General features: G+C 67.9%; 15 protein-coding genes. 8 read left to right on the forward strand and 7 right to left on the reverse strand.

Annotated elements, in window-relative coordinates; genetic code table 11:
* Positions 1–6: 6 nt before the first annotated feature.
* The gene (locus tag N5D20_RS09200) at positions 7–438 is read left to right on the forward strand and encodes a nuclear transport factor 2 family protein (protein ID WP_197578609.1); all 432 of its coding nucleotides are present in this window, start codon (positions 7–9) and stop codon (positions 436–438) included.
* A gap of 82 nt (positions 439–520) precedes the next feature.
* On the opposite strand, the gene N5D20_RS09205 is transcribed toward N5D20_RS09200, so the two are convergent.
* Positions 521–1,801: an NAD(P)/FAD-dependent oxidoreductase gene (locus tag N5D20_RS09205; RefSeq protein WP_197578608.1), complete on the reverse strand. Its 1,281-nt coding sequence runs from the start codon at positions 1,799–1,801 to the stop codon at positions 521–523.
* A 123-nt stretch (positions 1,802–1,924) separates the two neighbouring features.
* Here N5D20_RS09205 and N5D20_RS09210 point away from each other — a divergent pair, with 123 nt between their 5' ends.
* Together N5D20_RS09210 and N5D20_RS09215 are read left to right on the forward strand one after the other, a co-directional pair.
* On the forward strand, positions 1,925–2,704 hold the full coding sequence (locus tag N5D20_RS09210) for an NYN domain-containing protein (RefSeq protein ID WP_005411210.1): 780 nt from the start codon (positions 1,925–1,927) through the stop codon (positions 2,702–2,704).
* Positions 2,705–2,818: 114 nt separating this feature from the next.
* Positions 2,819–3,439 (forward strand): glutathione S-transferase, encoded by a 621-nt coding sequence (locus tag N5D20_RS09215; RefSeq protein WP_010481150.1) that lies wholly within the window; start codon positions 2,819–2,821, stop codon positions 3,437–3,439.
* 91 nt (positions 3,440–3,530) lie between these two features.
* Here N5D20_RS09215 and N5D20_RS09220 read toward each other — a convergent pair whose 3' ends face one another.
* Positions 3,531–5,708, reverse strand: a complete 2,178-nt coding sequence (locus tag N5D20_RS09220; RefSeq protein WP_197578607.1) for a primosomal protein N' — start codon at positions 5,706–5,708, stop codon at positions 3,531–3,533.
* A gap of 412 nt (positions 5,709–6,120) precedes the next feature.
* Between N5D20_RS09220 and N5D20_RS09225 the strand changes: the two genes are divergently transcribed.
* The 4 genes from N5D20_RS09225 (at position 6,121) to sppA (ending at position 11,342) form a co-directional block, all read left to right on the forward strand.
* Positions 6,121–7,125 carry a hypothetical protein gene (locus tag N5D20_RS09225; protein ID WP_197578606.1) on the forward strand — a complete coding sequence of 335 codons (1,005 nt, stop codon included), beginning with the start codon at positions 6,121–6,123 and terminating at the stop codon, positions 7,123–7,125.
* Entirely contained in the window at positions 7,118–7,702 is a 585-nt protein-coding gene (locus N5D20_RS09230) for a DUF3106 domain-containing protein (protein ID WP_197578605.1), read from the forward strand. The genes N5D20_RS09225 and N5D20_RS09230 overlap by 8 nt, the downstream gene beginning before the upstream one ends.
* Positions 7,703–7,938: 236 nt before the next feature.
* Positions 7,939–9,303, forward strand: coding sequence for an MATE family efflux transporter (locus N5D20_RS09235; RefSeq protein WP_197578604.1), 1,365 nt, complete (start codon positions 7,939–7,941; stop codon positions 9,301–9,303).
* Positions 9,304–9,419: 116 nt separating this feature from the next.
* Positions 9,420–11,342 carry a signal peptide peptidase SppA gene (gene sppA, locus N5D20_RS09240; protein WP_054172589.1) on the forward strand — a complete coding sequence of 641 codons (1,923 nt, stop codon included), beginning with the start codon at positions 9,420–9,422 and terminating at the stop codon, positions 11,340–11,342.
* A 73-nt stretch (positions 11,343–11,415) separates the two neighbouring features.
* On the opposite strand, the gene N5D20_RS09245 is transcribed toward sppA, so the two are convergent.
* Positions 11,416–11,628: a hypothetical protein gene (locus tag N5D20_RS09245; protein ID WP_010481162.1), complete on the reverse strand. Its 213-nt coding sequence runs from the start codon at positions 11,626–11,628 to the stop codon at positions 11,416–11,418.
* 111 nt (positions 11,629–11,739) lie between these two features.
* On the opposite strand from N5D20_RS09245, the gene N5D20_RS09250 reads away from it, so the two are divergent.
* Positions 11,740–12,516, forward strand: coding sequence for an SDR family oxidoreductase (locus N5D20_RS09250; protein WP_010481164.1), 777 nt, complete (start codon positions 11,740–11,742; stop codon positions 12,514–12,516).
* Between the two features lie 115 nt (positions 12,517–12,631).
* Here the strand turns inward: N5D20_RS09250 and N5D20_RS09255 are convergent, their stop codons facing one another.
* The 4 genes from N5D20_RS09255 to N5D20_RS09270 all read right to left on the reverse strand — a co-directional run bounded on the left by N5D20_RS09255 (position 12,632) and on the right by N5D20_RS09270 (position 17,309).
* Positions 12,632–13,378 carry a hypothetical protein gene (locus N5D20_RS09255; protein ID WP_197578603.1) on the reverse strand — a complete coding sequence of 249 codons (747 nt, stop codon included), beginning with the start codon at positions 13,376–13,378 and terminating at the stop codon, positions 12,632–12,634.
* A 35-nt stretch (positions 13,379–13,413) separates the two neighbouring features.
* Complete coding sequence (locus N5D20_RS09260; RefSeq protein ID WP_054172587.1) at positions 13,414–14,091, reverse strand: DUF4124 domain-containing protein; 678 nt, start codon at positions 14,089–14,091, stop codon at positions 13,414–13,416.
* 43 nt (positions 14,092–14,134) lie between these two features.
* On the reverse strand, positions 14,135–14,725 hold the full coding sequence (locus N5D20_RS09265; protein WP_080354943.1) for a Sua5/YciO/YrdC/YwlC family protein: 591 nt from the start codon (positions 14,723–14,725) through the stop codon (positions 14,135–14,137).
* Positions 14,726–14,822: 97 nt separating this feature from the next.
* The gene (locus tag N5D20_RS09270) at positions 14,823–17,309 is read right to left on the reverse strand and encodes a DNA topoisomerase I (RefSeq protein ID WP_197578602.1); all 2,487 of its coding nucleotides are present in this window, start codon (positions 17,307–17,309) and stop codon (positions 14,823–14,825) included.
* Positions 17,310–17,363: the final 54 nt, after the last annotated feature.

The following is a 17,363-nucleotide window of genomic DNA, read 5'->3' on the forward strand; positions in this document are numbered from 1 at the left end:
ACCCGGATGTCCACGATCGCCCTGCTGTTCGCTCTCTCCGCAGCAACGAGCCCCGCCGCCGATCCGGCCACCCTCGCGGCCATCGAAGCCACCTGCCACGATTACGTCGATGGCCAGCTGGAGGCCGACCCGCAGCGCGTCGCCCGCTCCCTGCACCCGGACCTGGCCAAGCGCGCGGTACTCGGCGATACACCCGACGAACGGCTGGGCCTGCGCCGGATGTCGAAGGAAGAACTGGTCGCGCTGACGAAGCAGGGCGCGCTGAAAACGCCGAAGGATCAGTGGGACCGCCGCTGCACGGTGCTGGACGTGATCGGCAACGCGGCCTCGGTACGGCTGGAAACGCCGTGGTTCGTCGACTACTTCCACATGGGCCGCTTCGACCAGCGCTGGGTCATCGTCAATGCGCTGTGGTACCCGAAGCCGAAGGCGCCGTAGAGCCGAGCCCATGCTCGGCTTCTGCAATCCGCGCGAAGTGCAGCCGAGCATGGCTCGGCGCTACAGGAGCATGCGTGCGGCCCTAGCGCTTCGGTCGCCGGTCGTCCTGGTCATCACCGAAGATGATGCGCGCGCTGCGCTGGTAGCTCCAGTACGCCACGGCCCAGTTCAGCAGCACCACGATGCGGTTGCGGAAGCCGATCAGGAAGAACACGTGCGCGGCCAGCCAGAACCACCAGGCCAGGATGCCCGACAGCTGCAGTCGGCCCAGGTGCACGATCGCGGCCATGCGGCCGATGGTGGCCAGGTTGCCGAAGTCGGCGTACTTGAACGGGCCGGGTTCGGGCTTGCCGTGCAGGCGTTCGCGGATCACCTCGGCCACGTACTTGCCCATCTGCTTGGCGGCGGGCGCCACGCCAGGCACCGGCTTGCCGTTGGCCTGGTTCAATGCGGCCAGATCGCCAGCCACGAACAGTTCCGGGTGGCCAGGCAGGGTGAGGTCGGGTTGCACCTGCACGCGCCCGGCGCGGTCCAGCGGCACCTCCAGCGTGCGCGCCAGTGGTGAAGCGGCCACACCGGCGGCCCATACCACGGTGCGCGCGGGCACGAACTGATCGCCGAGCTTGAAGCCCTGGCTGTCGATGTCGCTCACCGTGGTGCCGGTCAGCACTTCCACGCCCAGCTTTTCCAGCTGCCGGCGCGCCTTCAGCGAAAGCACTTCCGGGAACGAGGACAGTACGCGCGGCCCGGCCTCGACCAGCCGCACCTTGGCGCTGGCCGGGTCGATGTGGCGGAACTCGTTGCGCAGGGTATGGCGCGCGATCTCGGCCAGGGTGCCGGCCAGTTCGACGCCGGTAGGTCCACCGCCAACCACGGCGAAGCTCAACCATGCGGCCTTCTTCGCCGGGTCCGGTTCTGCCTCGGCGCGCTCGAAGGCCAGCAGCAGCTTGCGGCGCAGCGCGATGGCATCGTCCAGCGTCTTCAGGCCGGGCGCATCATCGGCCCATTGGTCGTTGCCGAAGTAGGCGTGGGTGGCGCCGGTGGCCAGCAGCAGGTTGTCGTAGTCCAGCGTGCTGCCATCGGCCATGCGGATCTGCCGGGCCTGCTTGTCGATGGCCACCACTTCGCCGAGGCGGACTTCCACATTGCGCTGGTGTCCGAGGATGTGGCGCAGCGGTGCGGCGATATCCGGGGCGGACAGGCCGGCGGTTGCCACTTGGTACAGCAGCGGCTGGAAGAGGTGATGGTTGCGGCGGTCGACCAGGGTGATGCGTATGCGCTCGCGGGCCAGGGCACGGGTGGCCCAGAGACCGGCAAAACCGCCGCCGACAACAACCAGGTGGGGAACGCGCTCGCGACTCATCGACTCACTCCAGTGGGGGCATTGGGGGAAGCGCCTGGCATCTTCGCATGATGGCCCCCTGTCACGTCAGCGCCCGCGTGGATCGGCGATACTCGGGTTCAGGCAACGGCCCGTGAGGAGCCCATGAGCGAACCGGAAAAGCGCATCGCCCTGTTGATCGACGCCGACAACGCGCCGGCCTCGAAGATCGACGAGGTCCTGGCCGAAGTCGCCCGCTACGGTGTGGCCAACGTACGCCGCGCCTATGGCAACTGGAAGAGTCCGCGGTTGAAGGGCTGGGAGGCGGTGCTGCACGAGTACGCGATCCGTCCGATCCAGCAGTTCGCCTACAGCAAGGGCAAGAATGCCTCGGACATGGCGATGGTGATCGACGCCATGGATCTGCTGTACGCGCGCAATCTGGATGGTTTCGCCATCGTCTCCAGTGATGCCGATTTCACTCCGATGGTGATGCGCCTGCTGACCGACGGCGTGAAGGTGTATGGCTTCGGCGAGAAGAAGACGCCCGAGCCATTCGTCAACGCGTGCTCGAAGTTCACCTATCTGGAAGCGCTGGGCCAGACCCATGCCAGCGTGCCGGATACCGAACAGGCCTCCAGCGAACAGGCCTCGAACGAGCCGGTGGCCAACGACGATGCCCGCCCGCGCAAGAGCGGTGCGGAAATGCGCAGCGATACGCGGCTGGTGAAGATGCTGCGTCGCGCGGTTTCGGCGGCCGAAGGTGAGGACGGCTGGTCGCACCTGGGCCCGGTTGGCAGCCAGATCGGCAACCAGGCTTCGTTCGATCCGCGCAACTACGGTTACGGCAAGCTCAGTGATCTGCTGGCAGCGATCGGGTTGTTCGAGCTGAAGAAGGACGGCAAGTCGTCCTACGTGCGCGCGTTGCCGAAGAAGAACAGGTAGTGCCGGCCGCTGGCCGGCAACGCCCGGATGCCAGATCCGGCATGCGGCGCGCACACACCCCACCCGATCAGGCGTATCGTTGCCGCTCGCATTGCCAGCAAGGAAAAAACCCGCATGTTGAAGATCTGGGGCCGCCGCAATTCCAGTAACGTCCGCAAGGTGCTGTGGTGCGCCGAGGAGATCGGCCTGCCGTATGAATCCATCGAAGTCGGTGGCAGCCACGGCGGCACGCAGACGCCGGAGTACCAGGCGATGAATCCCAACAGCCTGGTGCCGGTGATCGAAGACCACGGCCTGCCGCTGTGGGAATCGAACGCCATCGTGCGCTACCTGAGCGCCCGCTACGCGCTGGGCACCCTGTACGCCGAAGACCCGATGGAGCGTGCCCAGGCCGAGAAGTGGATGGACTGGAGCACCTCGCGGATGGCGCCGCTGTACACCGATCTGATCTGGGGCATCATGCGCACCGCCCCGGCCGACCGTGACGAATCGCGCATCAATGCCGCCATCGTGCGTGCCGGTGACTACCTGGCGATGGCCGATGCCACGCTGGCCAAACAGCCGTGGCTGTCGGGTGAGAAATTCGCGATGGGTGACATCCCGCTGGGCTCGCTGATCTATGCCTGGTTCGAACTGCCGATCCAGCGCCCGGAACTGCCGCACCTGGCCGACTGGTATGCCCGCCTGCGCGAGCGGCCGGCCTACCAGCGCGGCGTGATGTCGCCGCTGACGTAAGCGGGGCCGGGTCTTTTCCTGGAAAGAGAAGCAGCCGAGCATGGCTCGGCTCTACCGTAGTGCCGAGCCGTGCCCGGCAGCACCTACCGGATCAATACAGGTCCGTCGGATCCACATCCAGCGACCAGCGCACTTTGCGTGCTTCCGGCAGCGCATACAGCTGCGGAACCAGTTGCCCGAGCACACCGTGCAATGGCGGCCGCTGCACGGCAGACAGCAGCAGTTGCGTGCGCTGGTAACCGGCCCGCCGCGGCATCGGCGCCGGCATCGGCCCATACGCCTCCACCACGTTCTGCTCGCCCAGCAGCTGACGCGCTGCCAGCAGGAATGCATTGGCATGCTCCACCTGCTGCGCCTCGGCGCGCATCAGCGCCAGATGCGCGAACGGCGGGAATCCGGCGGCCTGTCGCTGGTTCAACTCGGCCTGCGCGAACGGGTGGTAGCCACCACTCACCAGGGTTTCCAGCAACGGGTGCCCGGGGTGATGGGTCTGCAGCCAGACTTCGCCGGGGTCACGTGCACGTCCGGCGCGGCCGGCTACCTGGATCAGCTGCTGCGCCAGCTTCTCGCTGGCGCGGAAATCGGCCGAGAACAGGCCCTCGTCGATGCCGACCACCACCACCAGGGTCAGCTTGGGCAGGTCGTGGCCCTTGGCCAGGATCTGCGTGCCGACCAGGATGCCGGGCTGGTCGCCCAGTTTCGCCAGCTGTTGTTCCAGGGCATCGCGGCGTGAGGTGGTGCCGCGGTCGATGCGCACCACAGGGACGTCGGCGAAGGCCGCGGTGAGATGCTCTTCCAGGCGTTCGGTACCGATGCCCTGCGGTTGCAGCGCCAGGCTGCCGCACGCGGGGCATGCCAGCGGTGCCGGTTGCCGCGCGCCACAGTGATGGCACTGCAGGCGACGGCCGCCGCCATGCACGGTCATCGGCGCATCGCAGCGGTTGCACGGTGCGGTCCAGCCGCAGTCGTGGCACAGCAGCACCGGCGCGTAGCCACGGCGGTTCTTGAACACCAGCACCTGCTGGCCGCGCTGCAGGTGCTCGCCGATGCCGGCCAGCACATCAGCCGAGAGGCCATCGTGCAGCGGCCGCTTGCGCACATCGAGGATGCGCACGCGCGGTGGCCGCGCATCACCGGCACGCTGCTTCAGGCGCAGGTGGGTGTAGCGCCCGGCATAGGCGTTGTGCAGGGTTTCCAGCGAAGGGGTGGCACTGCCGAGCAGCACCGGAATGCCCAGTGCCTTGGCGCGCACCAGAGCGAAATCGCGCGCGTGATAGCGGATGCCGTCCTGCTGCTTGTAGCTGCCGTCGTGTTCCTCGTCGATGATCAGCAGCCCGGCCTGCGGCAATGGCGTGAACACCGCCGAGCGGGTGCCGACGATGACCCGTGCCTCGCCACGCGAAGCCGCAGCCCAGACGCGCGCGCGCTCGTTGTCGTTCAACCCCGAATGCAGTGCATGCACGGCGATGCCGAGGCGGCCGCGGAAGCGTGCCAGGGTCTGCGGGGTCAGGCCGATTTCCGGCACCAGCACCAGCGCCTGCCTGCCTTGCGCCAGGCAGTGGATGATGGCCTGCAGGTAAACCTCGGTCTTGCCGCTGCCGGTCACGCCATCCAGCAGGAAGGGCTGGAAGCCTTCGGCGGCGTTGATCGCGGCCACGGCTTCGGCCTGGTCCGGGTTGAGGGTGGGGCCGGGCAGCGGCTGCGCATGCTGCGGTGCCACCGTCATCGCCACGCGCTCGGCCAGCGCACGCTTGGCCAGGCTGCGCGCGGCGGTCCGCCAGTCCTCCATGCGTTCGCCCAGTACATCCTCATCCACCACGGCCTCGGCCAGCAGTTCAGCCAACTGTCGCGGGCGGCTGCCGGCGCGCAGCTTCCCGCGCTGGGCATGGCCTTCGGGGGTCAGCTGCCAGCCCCAGTGATGGGTGTCAGGCAGGGCGTCGCCATGGCGCAGCGGGCCGGGCAGGGCGGTGCTCAGCACCTCGCCCAGTGGTGCATGGGTGTAGCGCGCCAGCCATTGCAGGCTCTGCCACAGCTCCCCCTGCAGCAGCGGCTGCGGGTCGCACCAGGCCAACGCCTGGCGCAGTCCCTGGCCGTCGTCGGTCTGGCCGTGCCCCACCACCACCCCGACCAGCTCGCGGTTGCCGAACGGCACCTTCAGGCGGCAGCCGACCGCAACCGTGGGGCCATCGCCCTCCGGCGACAGGTAGTCGAACAGGCGGGGCAGGGGGACGGGCAGGGCGACCTGCAGGGTCGGAATCGGTGAAAGCATCGGGCCAGTGTACCGGGCCATGCGCGCGCGAATGGCGGGGTGGGAGGCGGCGGAGCGGCGCCCCTTGAATCATAAATGTCACCTAAATATCGGTGTCCATTGGAGATTCAGTCTTATCCACATGTTCTGTGGATAACGTTGTGCGTTACCGGTCGGCGGGCGCGCAGGAGGCCGATGGCGACGGCCTCACGCTCGGGTTGGTCAAAAAATCGCCATACTTTAAAACCAATAAAAATCAATGGTTTAAGTGTGAAACAATGCTGAAACAGAGTGAATTCAGCTGGATGGCACAGTTTCCCGCGCCGGGAGCGTGGTGCTGTGCACAACCTGCAGCACGAAGTATCCGTGGGCGCAAGTCCTACGGGCGTCGATTGCCTGCCGCTATCATTCCCCCAGACCTTTGGAGTGACCGATGACGGCTGTGCCCGCCCCTGTTTCCTCGACCGCGGCCGGCGCGCTGTCGGCGTTCCTGCGTGGCGTCGAGCGCCGCGCCCTGGTGGTGGCTGAGCTGCAGTGCGGCGATGCCGCGCGTGCCGAGCAGACCCTGGTGGCGGTGATGCGCGCCTTTGCCGCTGTCGCCAGTGACCTGCCGATGGCACAGTGGCCGACCCGCTTCTGGACCCTGCTGGGCCAGCGCCAGGCGCTGCGCGAGCCGGTGGGCGGCCAGTGGGAACCGCCGCTGGCCGCGCTGGGCGAGATGGGACCGTTGCCGCGCCTGGCGCTGTTGCTGCGGGTGGGCGGCAGCCTGGATGAAGGTATCGCCATGCGCGTGCTTGACCAGGATGAAGCCGGCTACCAGCACCTGCTGGCCGAGGCCTGCCCGCGTGACGCGCACGGCCAGCCCGATGCCTCGGCCTGGCGCCAGCTGGCCGAACAGGTGCAGTTGCGCATCCGCGACCTGCCCGCCAAACGCCTGCAGCAGCTGCAGCAGCCGGCCGCGCCGGCGGCCAACAATGAAGCCCCGACCTCCGGCTGGCGTGCGCCGCAGCGTGAAGATCGCACGGCTGCCAATGGCAAGCGCCGCCGTTCGAACGCAAAGCCGCGCTGGCGCGGTCCATTGATCCTGCTGGTGACCGTGGTTGTGCTGTTGGCAGCCGCGCTGGGCTGGCGCTATTGGCAGGGCCATTCGTCTGGCAGCGACGCACCGCTGCCGGAAGGCGTGGTCGGTGAGGCGGGCCCCGTCACGGTGGAAGCACTGCCGCCAAGCAAGGTCAACGCCACGCCGGAGGCGACCCCTGCGCAGGCTACGGACGACGCCACCATGCTGGCCGACCGCGACTATCCGCTGGTGGCCGATGCTGATCTGTATGCGTGGACCGCTGCTGGCGGCCCGCTGCCGGTGGACGAATCACAATCCAAGCCGAGCCGGCCCGAGCCGGCCAGTGCCACGCTGGAAACCGCTGCCGCCGATGAATAAGATCCTGCTCGCCAGCCTGCTGCTGGCCCTGCCGTTGTCGCTGTCCGCCGCGCCGCAGACCTTGAACGTGCCGCTGCCGCCGCCAGTGCCGGGCAGTTCACCGGCGGCTACGGCCCCGGCCACCACAAGCACGACACCCGCCGCGTTCGCCCAGCTTGACGCCCCGCAGCAGCGCCAGCGTCGCGCCGATTACGCGGCCTGGCGCGCCCTGCCGGAGGGCGAGCGCGAGCGGATCCGTCAGGCCGCTGCGCGATTCAATGCACTGCCAGCCGACCAGCAGCAGCGCCTGCGCCAGCAGTTCCAGGCGCAGGACCAGGCGTTCCGCGAAGGCTGGCGGTTGGGCCCGCAGCTGGGGCTGGAGTTCCCCAAGCTGCACGGCCTGTTCGGGTTTGTGCCGCCGCAACAGCGCGAGGCCGCGCTGGCCGTGCTGCGCCAGCTCAGCCCGGCGCAGCTGGCCCAGCTCACCCTGGTCGCGCAGCGCACGCCGCCGCAGGAGCGCGACACGGTTCGCAGCGCGTTCCTCGCGGTGCCGGCCGCCGAGCGCGACACCTGGCTCAAGCGCCAGGCGGGTCAGTAAACAAAGGGGACGGAGGGGATTAAGTCGTATTCGGCACAGTCGGGCTTGAAACGACTTAATCCCCTCCGTCCCCTTTTTCTGTTCGTAACGCGATCGCAACGCGCGATGCCGGGGCCTGCCGGAACCCAGCATTCACGCCATGTCATGGGAATGCGCGCGCGGCGCGCGTAAGATGACCGGCCGCAACCCGGTGCCTGTGCCCTTCGCGCGCAACCGTAGTTCGCGTCAAGCACCTTATGTCTACTGCAACCTCCACGCCGCGCTTCAGCAAGGAAGTCGGCGCCACCGGTCTGCTCGCCCTGCCGCTTGTGCTCGGGCATGTGTCCACCGGTCTGATCTCCTTCGTCGACAACGTCATTGCCGGCCACCACGCCACCGCGACCCTGGCCGCGGTGACCATCGGCACGGCGCTGTTGTGGCTGCCGATGCTGATCCCGATCGGCACCCTGATCTCGCTCACCGCCTCGGTGTCGCAGCTGCATGGCGCTGGCCGCGAGCGGGAGATCGGCCCGCTGTTCCGCCAGGCATTGTGGCTGGCGCTGGGCCTGGGCCTGATCATGTTCACCTTCCTCACCGTGGTGCCGCCGCTGCTGCCGGCCTTCGGCATCGCACCGGACATCGTGCCGGGGGCGACCGCGTTCCTGCATGCGGTGCGCTGGGGTGGCCCGGCGCTGACCCTGTATTTCTGCATGCGCTATCTGAGCGAGGGCATGCACTGGACGTTGCCGACCATGCTGCTCGGCTTCGGCGGCCTGCTGGTGCTGGCGCCGATGGGCTACGTGCTGGCCAACGGCAAGCTGGGCTTCCCGGAAATGGGGGCCGAGGGCCTGGGCATCGCCTCGGCGGTGATGATGTGGCTGCAGGCGATCGCCTTCGCCACCTACCTGTGGTTCACCAAGCGCTTCGCCCACCTGCAGCTGTTCTCGCATTTCGAGGGGCCGCGCTGGAAGGCGATCTGGGAGCTGCTGCGCACCGGCCTGCCGATCGGCATCACCGTGCTGATGGAAGGCGGCCTGTTCATCGTCACCGCGCTGCTGATCGGCCGCCTCGGTGCCAATGAAGCGGCCGCGCACCAGATCGCGATCAACGTCGCCCAGCTGTGCTTCATGATCCCGATGGGCGTGGCCGAGGCCACCACCGTGCGGGTCGGCCATGCGGTCGGCCGGGGCGATGGTTTCGGCGTGCGCCGTGCGGCGTGGGCCGGCTACGCGATCATCATGGGCACGCAGACGCTGTCGGCGGCGGTGCTGCTGTTCGGCCACGATGCCATCGTCGGTGTCTACACCAACGACCTGGCGGTGGCCGGCCTGGCCTCGACGCTGCTGCTGTACGCGGCCACTTTCCAGTTCCCGGATGGCATCCAGGTACTGTCGGCTGGCGCGCTGCGCGGCCTGAAGGACACCCGCGTGCCTATGTTCATCGCCATGTTCGCGTACTGGGGCCTGGGCATGCCGCTCGGCGCCGGGCTCGGCCTGGGGCTGGGCATGGGCCCGCAGGGCATGTGGATCGGCCTGATCGTCGGCCTGACCGCCGCCGCCATCCTGATGGGCTGGCGCCTGCGCCGCAGCAGCCTGCGCATCGGCCAGTCCGTACTGTCCTGATCCGCCCCGCCCGCCGCGATGACCCGTGGCGGGCGATCCCCTGACTTGTGTCCGATGCCGCATCACGCGGCACTGGCTATGCTGGCACCACGGCAAGAAGCCATCCGGAGCGTTCCATGAATCAACCCGTGCCCCCGCTGCCCCCGGCGCGTCGCAACCCCGTCGCCAGTTTCTTCATCGGGCTGTGGGACGTCATGAACTTCACCCGCCGGTTGATCCTCAACCTGGTGTTCTTCGGCCTGCTGTTCCTGCTGCTGGTGATGTTCGTCATCGCTGCCGGCATGGGCGCCGGTGCCAGCAAATCGCTGCAGGACCGCACCACCCTGGTGATCGCGCCGGAAGGCCGCCTGGTCGAGCAGTTCAGCGCTGATCCGGTCAGCCGTGCGCTGGCCAAGGCGGTGGGCGACAACGGTGCCGAAGAGATCCAGCTGCGCGACCTGCTGCGGGTGATCGAGTCGGCCAAGGAAGACAAGAAGATCGAACGCGTGGTGCTGGAGCTGGACAAGCTGCAGCCGTCGGGCTTCGCCTCGCTGCGTGAAGTCGCCGCCGCACTGCAGGACCTGCGCGCCTCCGGTAAGCAGCTGGTGGCTTACAGCGAAAGCATGGGCCAGTCGCAGTACCTGCTGGCCGCACAGGCCGACGAGGTCTACCTGGACCCGATGGGGTCGGTGGTGCTCGAGGGCCTGGGCCGCTACCGCCAGTATTTCCGCACCGGCCTGCAGGACAAGCTGGGTGTGGACGTGCACCTGTTCAAGGTGGGCGAGTACAAGTCCGCGGCCGAGCCGTACGTGCTCGACGCCGCCTCGCCGGCCTCCAAGGAAGCCGACCTGTTCTGGATGAACGACGTGTGGCAGCGCTACCTGGGCGACATCGCCAAGGCGCGTCGCCTGGACCCGGCACAGCTGGCCGCCGGCATCGACACGCTGCCGGAAGGCATCGCCGCTGCCGGTGGTGACCTGGCCAAGTTCGCCCTGCAGCAGAAGCTGGTGACCTCACTGAAGACCCGCGAGGAATTCGAGGATCTGATGATCGAGCGTGGCGTGGCCGACGAAGATGCCGACGGTGGTTTCCGCAACGTCGACTTCGGCACCTACCTGGGCCAGCTCGATGCGCGCCGCAACCCGGTCGACAACCGTCCGCAGGTGGCGGTGGTGGTGGCCGCCGGTGAAATCAGCGGCGGCGATCTCCCGGCCGGCCGCATCGGTGGCGAATCGACCTCGGCGCTGCTGCGTGCCGCGCGTGACGATGAGAACGTGAAGTCCGTGGTGCTGCGTGTCAATTCGCCGGGTGGTGAAGTGTTCGCCTCCGAGCAGATCCGCCGTGAAGTGGTGGCCCTGCAGGCCGCCGGCAAGCCGGTGGTGGTGTCGATGGGCGACCTGGCCGCCTCCGGTGGCTACTGGATCAGCATGAACGCCGATCGCATCTATGCCGATCCGTCGACCATCACCGGTTCGATCGGCATCTTCGGCATGGTGCCGAACTTCAGCCGCGCGCTGGACAAGATCGGCGTGCACACCGATGGTGTCGGCACCACCCGTTTCGCCGGTGCGTTCGATGTCACCCGCCCGATGGATCCGGCTGTGGGCCAGGTCATCCAGTCGGTGATCAACAAGGGTTACGCCGACTTCACCGGTCGCGTCGCCGACGCCCGCAAGAAGCCGGTCGAGGCCGTCGACGAAGTGGCGCGTGGCCGCGTGTGGAGCGGTGCGCAGGCAAAGGAACGTGGTCTGGTCGATGCCTTCGGTGGCCTGAAGGATGCCGTGGCCGATGCCGCCAGCCGCGCCAAGCTGGGCAAGGCCGATGCCTATCGCGTGCGCTACATCGAGAAGGCGGCAACGCCGTTCGCGCAGTTCGTCAGCGGTTTCGCCGGCAGCCGTGCCGGTGCCTGGATGCTGTCCGACTCGGGCATGGCGCGGATGGTGCTGGCGCGCACGATGCCGGAAGTGGATACGCAGCTGCGCTTTGTCGAGAACGCGGCCCGCGAGAAGGGCAACGGCACGCCGGTGAAGGCGCTGGCGTACTGCTTCTGCGGGTTCTGACCGGAAGCCATCCACGCATGGCGTGGATCTACTGGAAACGCCCGGCCTTGGCCGGGCGTTTTCGTTTGCGGGGTTACTGCGTGGCGTCAGCCTCGGCCTTGCGCTCGCTCGCAGCGGCGTCATCGACGGTTTTCTGCACGCGCTTGGCGCGGTCCAGTGGCTGCTGGATCGCACGGGCCATGGCCTGCGGTTCCGGCGGCTTCTCCGGATTCGGCGTGGGCGGGCGCTGGCAGGCGGACAGCAGCACGGTGGCCAGCAGGGACGTGGACAGGATCAGGATGCGCATGGCGGCACTCCGTGATGGGCGTGCGGGCAGTGTCGCATCCTCGGCAGGGGGCGGCCGTGAGCGCGTATCCTTGCCGCATCGAAACACAGCGGGCGCGGCCCCGGAGAGCACATGACCCAGCAACGGTGGCGCCTGGACGGCCAGACCGCCTTGATCACCGGCGCCAGCGCCGGCATCGGCCTTGCCATCGCGCATGAACTGGCCGGCTTCGGCGCCGATCTGATGATCGTCGGCCGTGATATCGACATGCTGGAGACCGCGCGCGACGAACTGCTGGACGTGTATCCGCAGATGCAGGTGCATGCACTGGCTGCCGATGTCTCCGACGACGAGGACCGCCGCCAGATCCTGGACTGGGTGGAGGACCACAGCGATGGCCTGCACATCCTGGTCAACAACGCCGGCGGCAACGTCACCAAGGCGGCCACGGAGTATTCCGAGGATGAATGGCGGAAGATCTTCGAGACCAACCTGTTCTCGGCATTCGAGCTGTCGCGCTACGCGCATCCGTTGCTGGCCCGCCACGCGTCGTCGTCCATCGTCAACGTCGGCAGCGTGTCCGGCCTGACCCATGTGCGCAGCGGCGTGGTCTACGGCATGACCAAGGCGGCGATGCACCAGATGACCCGCAACCTGGCCGTCGAGTGGGCCGAGGATGGCATCCGGGTCAACGCGGTGGCACCGTGGTACATCCGCACACGGCGCACGTCAGGGCCGTTGGCGGACCCGGACTACTACGAGGAAGTGATCAACCGCACGCCCATGCGCCGCATCGGCGAGCCGGAGGAAGTGGCTGCAGCCGTGGGCTTCCTGTGCCTGCCGGCGGCCAGCTATGTCACCGGCGAGTGCATTGCGGTGGATGGTGGGTTCCTGCGCTACGGGTTCTGATCGCTCTGCTGTAGAGCCGAGCCCATGCTCGGTTGCATTCCGCCAACGGCAGCCGAGCATGGCTCGGCTCTACAACAGATCCACCCCTTGGGCTGGTGCGGCCATGCCGCCGCTGTCACCCCGGTACCGGGCAGTTGCTGGCTTCCAGCACGCCCTGCAGCCGCTCGCGTTCTCCGCGCGCGGTATCGCGGTTCTCCGGCGCGGCGAAGCGCTCACGGCCGCGGGCATCGCGGAAGCGCTGCTGCCAACCACCGCAGCGCTGCGCTTCGGGAAGCGCTTCGCAGTGGTCGCGTACCACTTCACAGCTGGCGGCATTCACCGGCGTCACTCCGCCAAGGCCCTGTACCGTCATCAGCTCGCAGCGGCCGGGCGCGGCCTCGTACTCGTACAGGTAGCCGCCGCCCTGGCTGTCGGTGCACCGGAAGATCGGAGGAAGCGGCGGCTTCGGTGGACCGTCACCTGCGGCGGCGCGGGCCTCGGCATCGCGGCGCAGCGTCGCGCTGTCGAGGATCTGGTCGTCTCCTTCGTGTTCGACCATGCCTGCTTCCATGATCGTGCGTCCTTCATCCGCGCGTCGTGGTTTCGCTGGGGCCGCAGGGGCAACGGCCGCTCCGGCCGGCACCGGCGCGGGAATTTCGACGGGGGCGGGTGCAGGTTCGGCCGCCACAGGTGCAGCGGCGGCCGGCTGCGAGTTGGCCGGGTCGGGTATGCGCAGCACCTGCTGCTTGCTGCCGGTGGGGCACGGCGTGCGCTGGAGGGTAGGGACGTCACTACTGCTGGAGGTACAGCGGTAGATCACGCCCTCTTCGGCCAACGCGCTTCCGGGTAGCAGCACCAGAAGCAGCCAGATCACTCGGTTCATGCGCACAGCGTACAGGCTGCGACGGCGTGCTGCGCTCAGCGTTCGCAATCGCGCGACAGGCGCGCATCGATGCCGCGCTGTTCGTTGCTGATGGCGGTGCGTTCACTCTGCAGCGCGCTGTTGTAACGGCGATCCAGCTCCCAGCGGCGGTCACTCAGTCGCGCGCAGACTTCCTGCGGCGGCAACGCATGGCAGCTGTCGCGGACCAGCACGCTGCCGGCCGGAACCTGCACGCCCATGCCGATCGAGGGAGGGCGATAACCCGCGCCTTCGCCGATCGGCGTGCCGATGGCGGGGCGCGGACCCGGGTAGGCCGGGCCCCGATGCCCGTGTGGCAGCCAGACACTGGTCCACAGCGGCACCCAGCGCGGATTGCCTTCGTTGTTGTCGCTGGTATAGCGGCGGCCATCCTCGCTCACGCATTCGTACATCGGCTGCGGCGGCTGGATGTAGACGTGGCGGACTTCGCGCTCGCGGATGACCGGGGTTTCGCTGGGCGGCGGAGGCGTGGCATCACTGCGCACCACCCGTGGAGCGGGATCGCGCGGGCGCTGCAGGTCGCGAACCTGCTGGCGGCCGCTGTTGCAGGGCGTGTCCTGCAGGGCAACGGCGCCGTTGCTGGCAACGCAGCGGTACACCCGCACGTCGTCGGCGGCGGGCGCCGTCCACGGCAGCAGCAGGCACAGGCTGAGGGTGGCGCGCAGCAGGGTCATGGCGGCAGGGTGCGTGATTGTCCGCAGCAGCGCAATCGCCGGCTCAGGAACGCAGTACGTTGCCGCTGAGCGCGTCGCGGATCGGGGTGGGCTGGGCCAGGCCGCCGGTCTGTCCATCGAGGATGCCGTCGAGCAGGCGCAGCAGGCGTGGGTCCAGTTCTTCGCGGCTGCGGGCCGGCGGTTCGCCGGCCAGGTTGGCGCTGGTGGAGACCAGCGGGCCGCCCCAGGCGCGGCAGAGTTCGGCCACCAGCGGGTGCGCGCTGATGCGCACCGCGATGCCGCTGTGCTCGCCGGTGACCCAGGGCTGCGCGCGCGGGCCGGCGGGCAGGATCCAGGTGTTGGCGCCGGGCCAGCTGGCCAGTACCGCGCGCTGGCGGGCGTCGGGCAGCGCCTGCAGGCGCACCCAGCCTTCCAGCTGCGCCAGCTCGGCCGCGACCAGGATCATGCCTTTCTCGATCGGGCGCTGCTTCAGCCGCAGCACCATGTGCACCGCAGCTTCGTGCGAGGGATCACAGCCCAGGCCCCAGACCGCTTCGGTCGGGTAGGCGATCACGCCGCCCGCGCGGAGCGTGGCGACAGCAGAGTCCAGGGTGAGTTCTTTCATGGCGGCGACCGGCCCGGCGTGGGCCTCCATTATCCCCCTGCTGCGTGCAGAAGGGGTGGTCGGCGCGGACGGTAGGTGCGGACCGTTGGTCCGCACACCTTGGCCCTCATCCACGCATGGCGTGGATCTACTTCTTTGCAGCGGCCTTCTTCGCCGGGGCCTTCTTGGCGGCGGCCTTCTTTACTGCTTTCTTGGCCGGGGCCTTCTTGGCAGGCGCTTTCTTTGCAGCGGCCTTCTTCGGCGCGGCTTCCTTCTTCACCGCTGCTTTCTTGGCCGGGGCCTTCTTCGCGGTGGCCTTCTTGGCGCCAAAGCCCTTGCGCACCGGCTTGCCGGTTTCTTCCATCAGCTGCTGCACTTCGGCCAGGGTCAGCGATGCCGGCTCGCGGTCCTTGGGGATCTTGCCGTTCATCTTGCCGTCGCTGATGTACGGGCCGAAGCGGCCGTTCAGCACCTGGATGTCGCTGCCTTCGAATTCCTTGATGATCCGGTTGCGCGCGATCTCTTCCTTCTCTTCGATCAGGAACACGGCGCGGGCCAGGTCGATGGTGTACGGGTCGTCTTCCTTCTTCAGCGAGGCATAGGTGCTGCCGCGCTTGGCAAACGGGCCGAAGCGGCCGATGCCGACGCTGACCGGCTCGCCCTTGTCCTCACCCAGCGCGCGCGGCATCAGGAACAGTTCCAGCGCGTCTTCCAGGGAGATGGTGTGCATCGACTGGCCGGGGCGCAGCGAGGCGAATTTGGGCTTCTCCTCGGCATCCTCGGCGGTGCTGCCGATGGCGGCGTACGGCCCGAAGCGACCCAGGCGCACGCTGACCGGCTTGCCGGTCTTCGGGTCGGTGCCGAGCTCGCGCGCGCCACTGGCCTCGGCACGGTCGACCGATTCCTTCTTGTCTTCCACCAGCTCCTTGAACGGCTCCCAGAAACGGGCCATCAGCGGGATCCACTCTTCTTCGCCACGCGAGACGGCATCGAGCTCATCTTCGAGCTTGGCGGTGAAGTCGTAGTCCACGTACCGGGTGAAGTGGCTGGACAGGAACTTGGACACTGCACGGCCGACGTCGGACGGGCGGAAGCTGCGGCCTTCCATTTCCACGTACTTGCGGAACAGCAGGGTCTGGATGATCGAAGCGTAGGTCGAGGGACGGCCGATGCCGTACTCTTCCAGCGCCTTCACCAGCGCCGCTTCGGTGTAGCGCGGCGGCGGCTGGGTGAAATGCTGTTCGGCCTGGATGCGTTCCAGCGGCACGCGGTCGCCGGGCTTCATCGCCGGCAGCTTGCGGCCTTCGTCCTCGTCCTCGGCGCTCTTGTTGTCCTTGCCTTCTTCGTACACGGCCAGGAAGCCGGGCACCACCACGGTGGTGCCGCTGGCACGGAACACGTGCTCGCTGCCGGCAGAGAGGTCGACGCTGACGGTGTTGAGCGTGGCCGGGATCATCTGGCAGGCCACCGCACGCTTCCAGATCAGCTCGTACAGGCGGCGCTCGTCGTCGGTCAGGAAGCGCGCCACCTGGGACGGAGTGCGCAGGGCCGAGGTCGGGCGCACCGCTTCGTGCGCCTCCTGGGCGTTCTTGGACTTGGTCTGGTAGGTGTTCGGCTGGTCCGGCAGCGAGGCGATGCCGTAGTCGCGGGCGATCACGTCGCGGATTTCGGCCAGCGCGTCCTGCGACAGGTTCACCGAGTCGGTACGCATGTAAGAAATCAGGCCGACGGTGCCTTCGTCGCCAATCGCCACGCCTTCATACAGCTTCTGCGCCACCTGCATGGTCTTGCGGGTGGTGAAACCAAGCTTGCGCGAGGCTTCCTGCTGCAGGGTGGAGGTGGTGAACGGCGGCGCCGGGCGGCGCTTGCGCTCCTTGCTGGCCACATCGGTGACATGCAGCGAGCCCTGCGCGGCCTGCTGGATGCGCATGCGCGCCGCTTCAGCGGTGTCGCCGTCGGTGATGGTGAACTGCTCGAACTTCTGCCCGTCCAGCTTGATCAGCTTGGCGTTGAAGTGTTGCGACGGGTGTGCGCACTCGGCGGCGATCGACCAGTATTCGCGGGCGATGAAGGCTTCGATCTCTTCCTCGCGCTCGACGATCATGCGCAGCGCCGGGCTCTGCACGCGGCCGGCGGACAGGCCGCGCTGGACCTTGCGCCACAGCACCGGCGACAGGTTGAAGCCGACCAGGTAGTCCAGCGCGCGGCGCGCCTGCTGGGCATCGACCAGGTCGCTGGCGATCGCGCGCGGCTGGCTGATCGCTTCCTTGATGGCGCGCGGGGTGATCTCGGTGAACACCACGCGCTGCATCGGCTTGTCCTTGACCAGCCCGCGTTCCTTCAGGATCTCGGCGATGTGCCAGCTGATCGCCTCACCCTCGCGATCCGGGTCGGTCGCCAGCAGGATGTCGTCGGCGCTCTTGGCGGCCTTGGCAATCGCATCGACATGCTTTTCGTTCTTGTCGATCACGTCGTAGTGCATGGCGAACCCATTGTCCGGGTCGACCGCGCCTTCCTTCGGGATCAGGTCGCGCACGTGCCCATACGAGGCCAGGACCGTGTAGTCCTTGCCGAGGTATTTGTTGATCGTCTTGGCCTTGGCCGGCGATTCGACGATGAGCAGGTGCTTGGGCATGTCAGGAAAGGTCTGTGGGCGGACCGGGGGAGAGGGGCCGCTAGGGTGGAGCAA

Origin of the sequence: Stenotrophomonas sp. GD03877, from assembly GCF_029840555.1 — a bacterium.
Classification (GTDB): domain Bacteria; phylum Pseudomonadota; class Gammaproteobacteria; order Xanthomonadales; family Xanthomonadaceae; genus Stenotrophomonas; species Stenotrophomonas geniculata.

Coding starts and splice junctions, on each gene's coding strand:
- N5D20_RS09210 (WP_005411210.1), top strand. CDS start 1,925: ATGAGCGAACCGGAAAAGCGCATCGCCCTGTTGATCGACGCCGACAAC.
- N5D20_RS09260 (WP_054172587.1), bottom strand. CDS start 14,091: ATGACCCTGCTGCGCGCCACCCTCAGCCTGTGCCTGCTGCTGCCGTGG.
- N5D20_RS09230 (WP_197578605.1), top strand. CDS start 7,118: ATGAATAAGATCCTGCTCGCCAGCCTGCTGCTGGCCCTGCCGTTGTCG.
- N5D20_RS09235 (WP_197578604.1), top strand. CDS start 7,939: ATGTCTACTGCAACCTCCACGCCGCGCTTCAGCAAGGAAGTCGGCGCC.
- N5D20_RS09265 (WP_080354943.1), bottom strand. CDS start 14,725: ATGGAGGCCCACGCCGGGCCGGTCGCCGCCATGAAAGAACTCACCCTG.
- N5D20_RS09250 (WP_010481164.1), top strand. CDS start 11,740: ATGACCCAGCAACGGTGGCGCCTGGACGGCCAGACCGCCTTGATCACC.
- N5D20_RS09220 (WP_197578607.1), bottom strand. CDS start 5,708: ATGCTTTCACCGATTCCGACCCTGCAGGTCGCCCTGCCCGTCCCCCTG.
- N5D20_RS09270 (WP_197578602.1), bottom strand. CDS start 17,309: ATGCCCAAGCACCTGCTCATCGTCGAATCGCCGGCCAAGGCCAAGACG.
- N5D20_RS09200 (WP_197578609.1), top strand. CDS start 7: ATGTCCACGATCGCCCTGCTGTTCGCTCTCTCCGCAGCAACGAGCCCC.
- N5D20_RS09225 (WP_197578606.1), top strand. CDS start 6,121: ATGACGGCTGTGCCCGCCCCTGTTTCCTCGACCGCGGCCGGCGCGCTG.
- N5D20_RS09245 (WP_010481162.1), bottom strand. CDS start 11,628: ATGCGCATCCTGATCCTGTCCACGTCCCTGCTGGCCACCGTGCTGCTG.
- N5D20_RS09215 (WP_010481150.1), top strand. CDS start 2,819: ATGTTGAAGATCTGGGGCCGCCGCAATTCCAGTAACGTCCGCAAGGTG.
- sppA (WP_054172589.1), top strand. CDS start 9,420: ATGAATCAACCCGTGCCCCCGCTGCCCCCGGCGCGTCGCAACCCCGTC.
- N5D20_RS09255 (WP_197578603.1), bottom strand. CDS start 13,378: ATGAACCGAGTGATCTGGCTGCTTCTGGTGCTGCTACCCGGAAGCGCG.
- N5D20_RS09205 (WP_197578608.1), bottom strand. CDS start 1,801: ATGAGTCGCGAGCGCGTTCCCCACCTGGTTGTTGTCGGCGGCGGTTTT.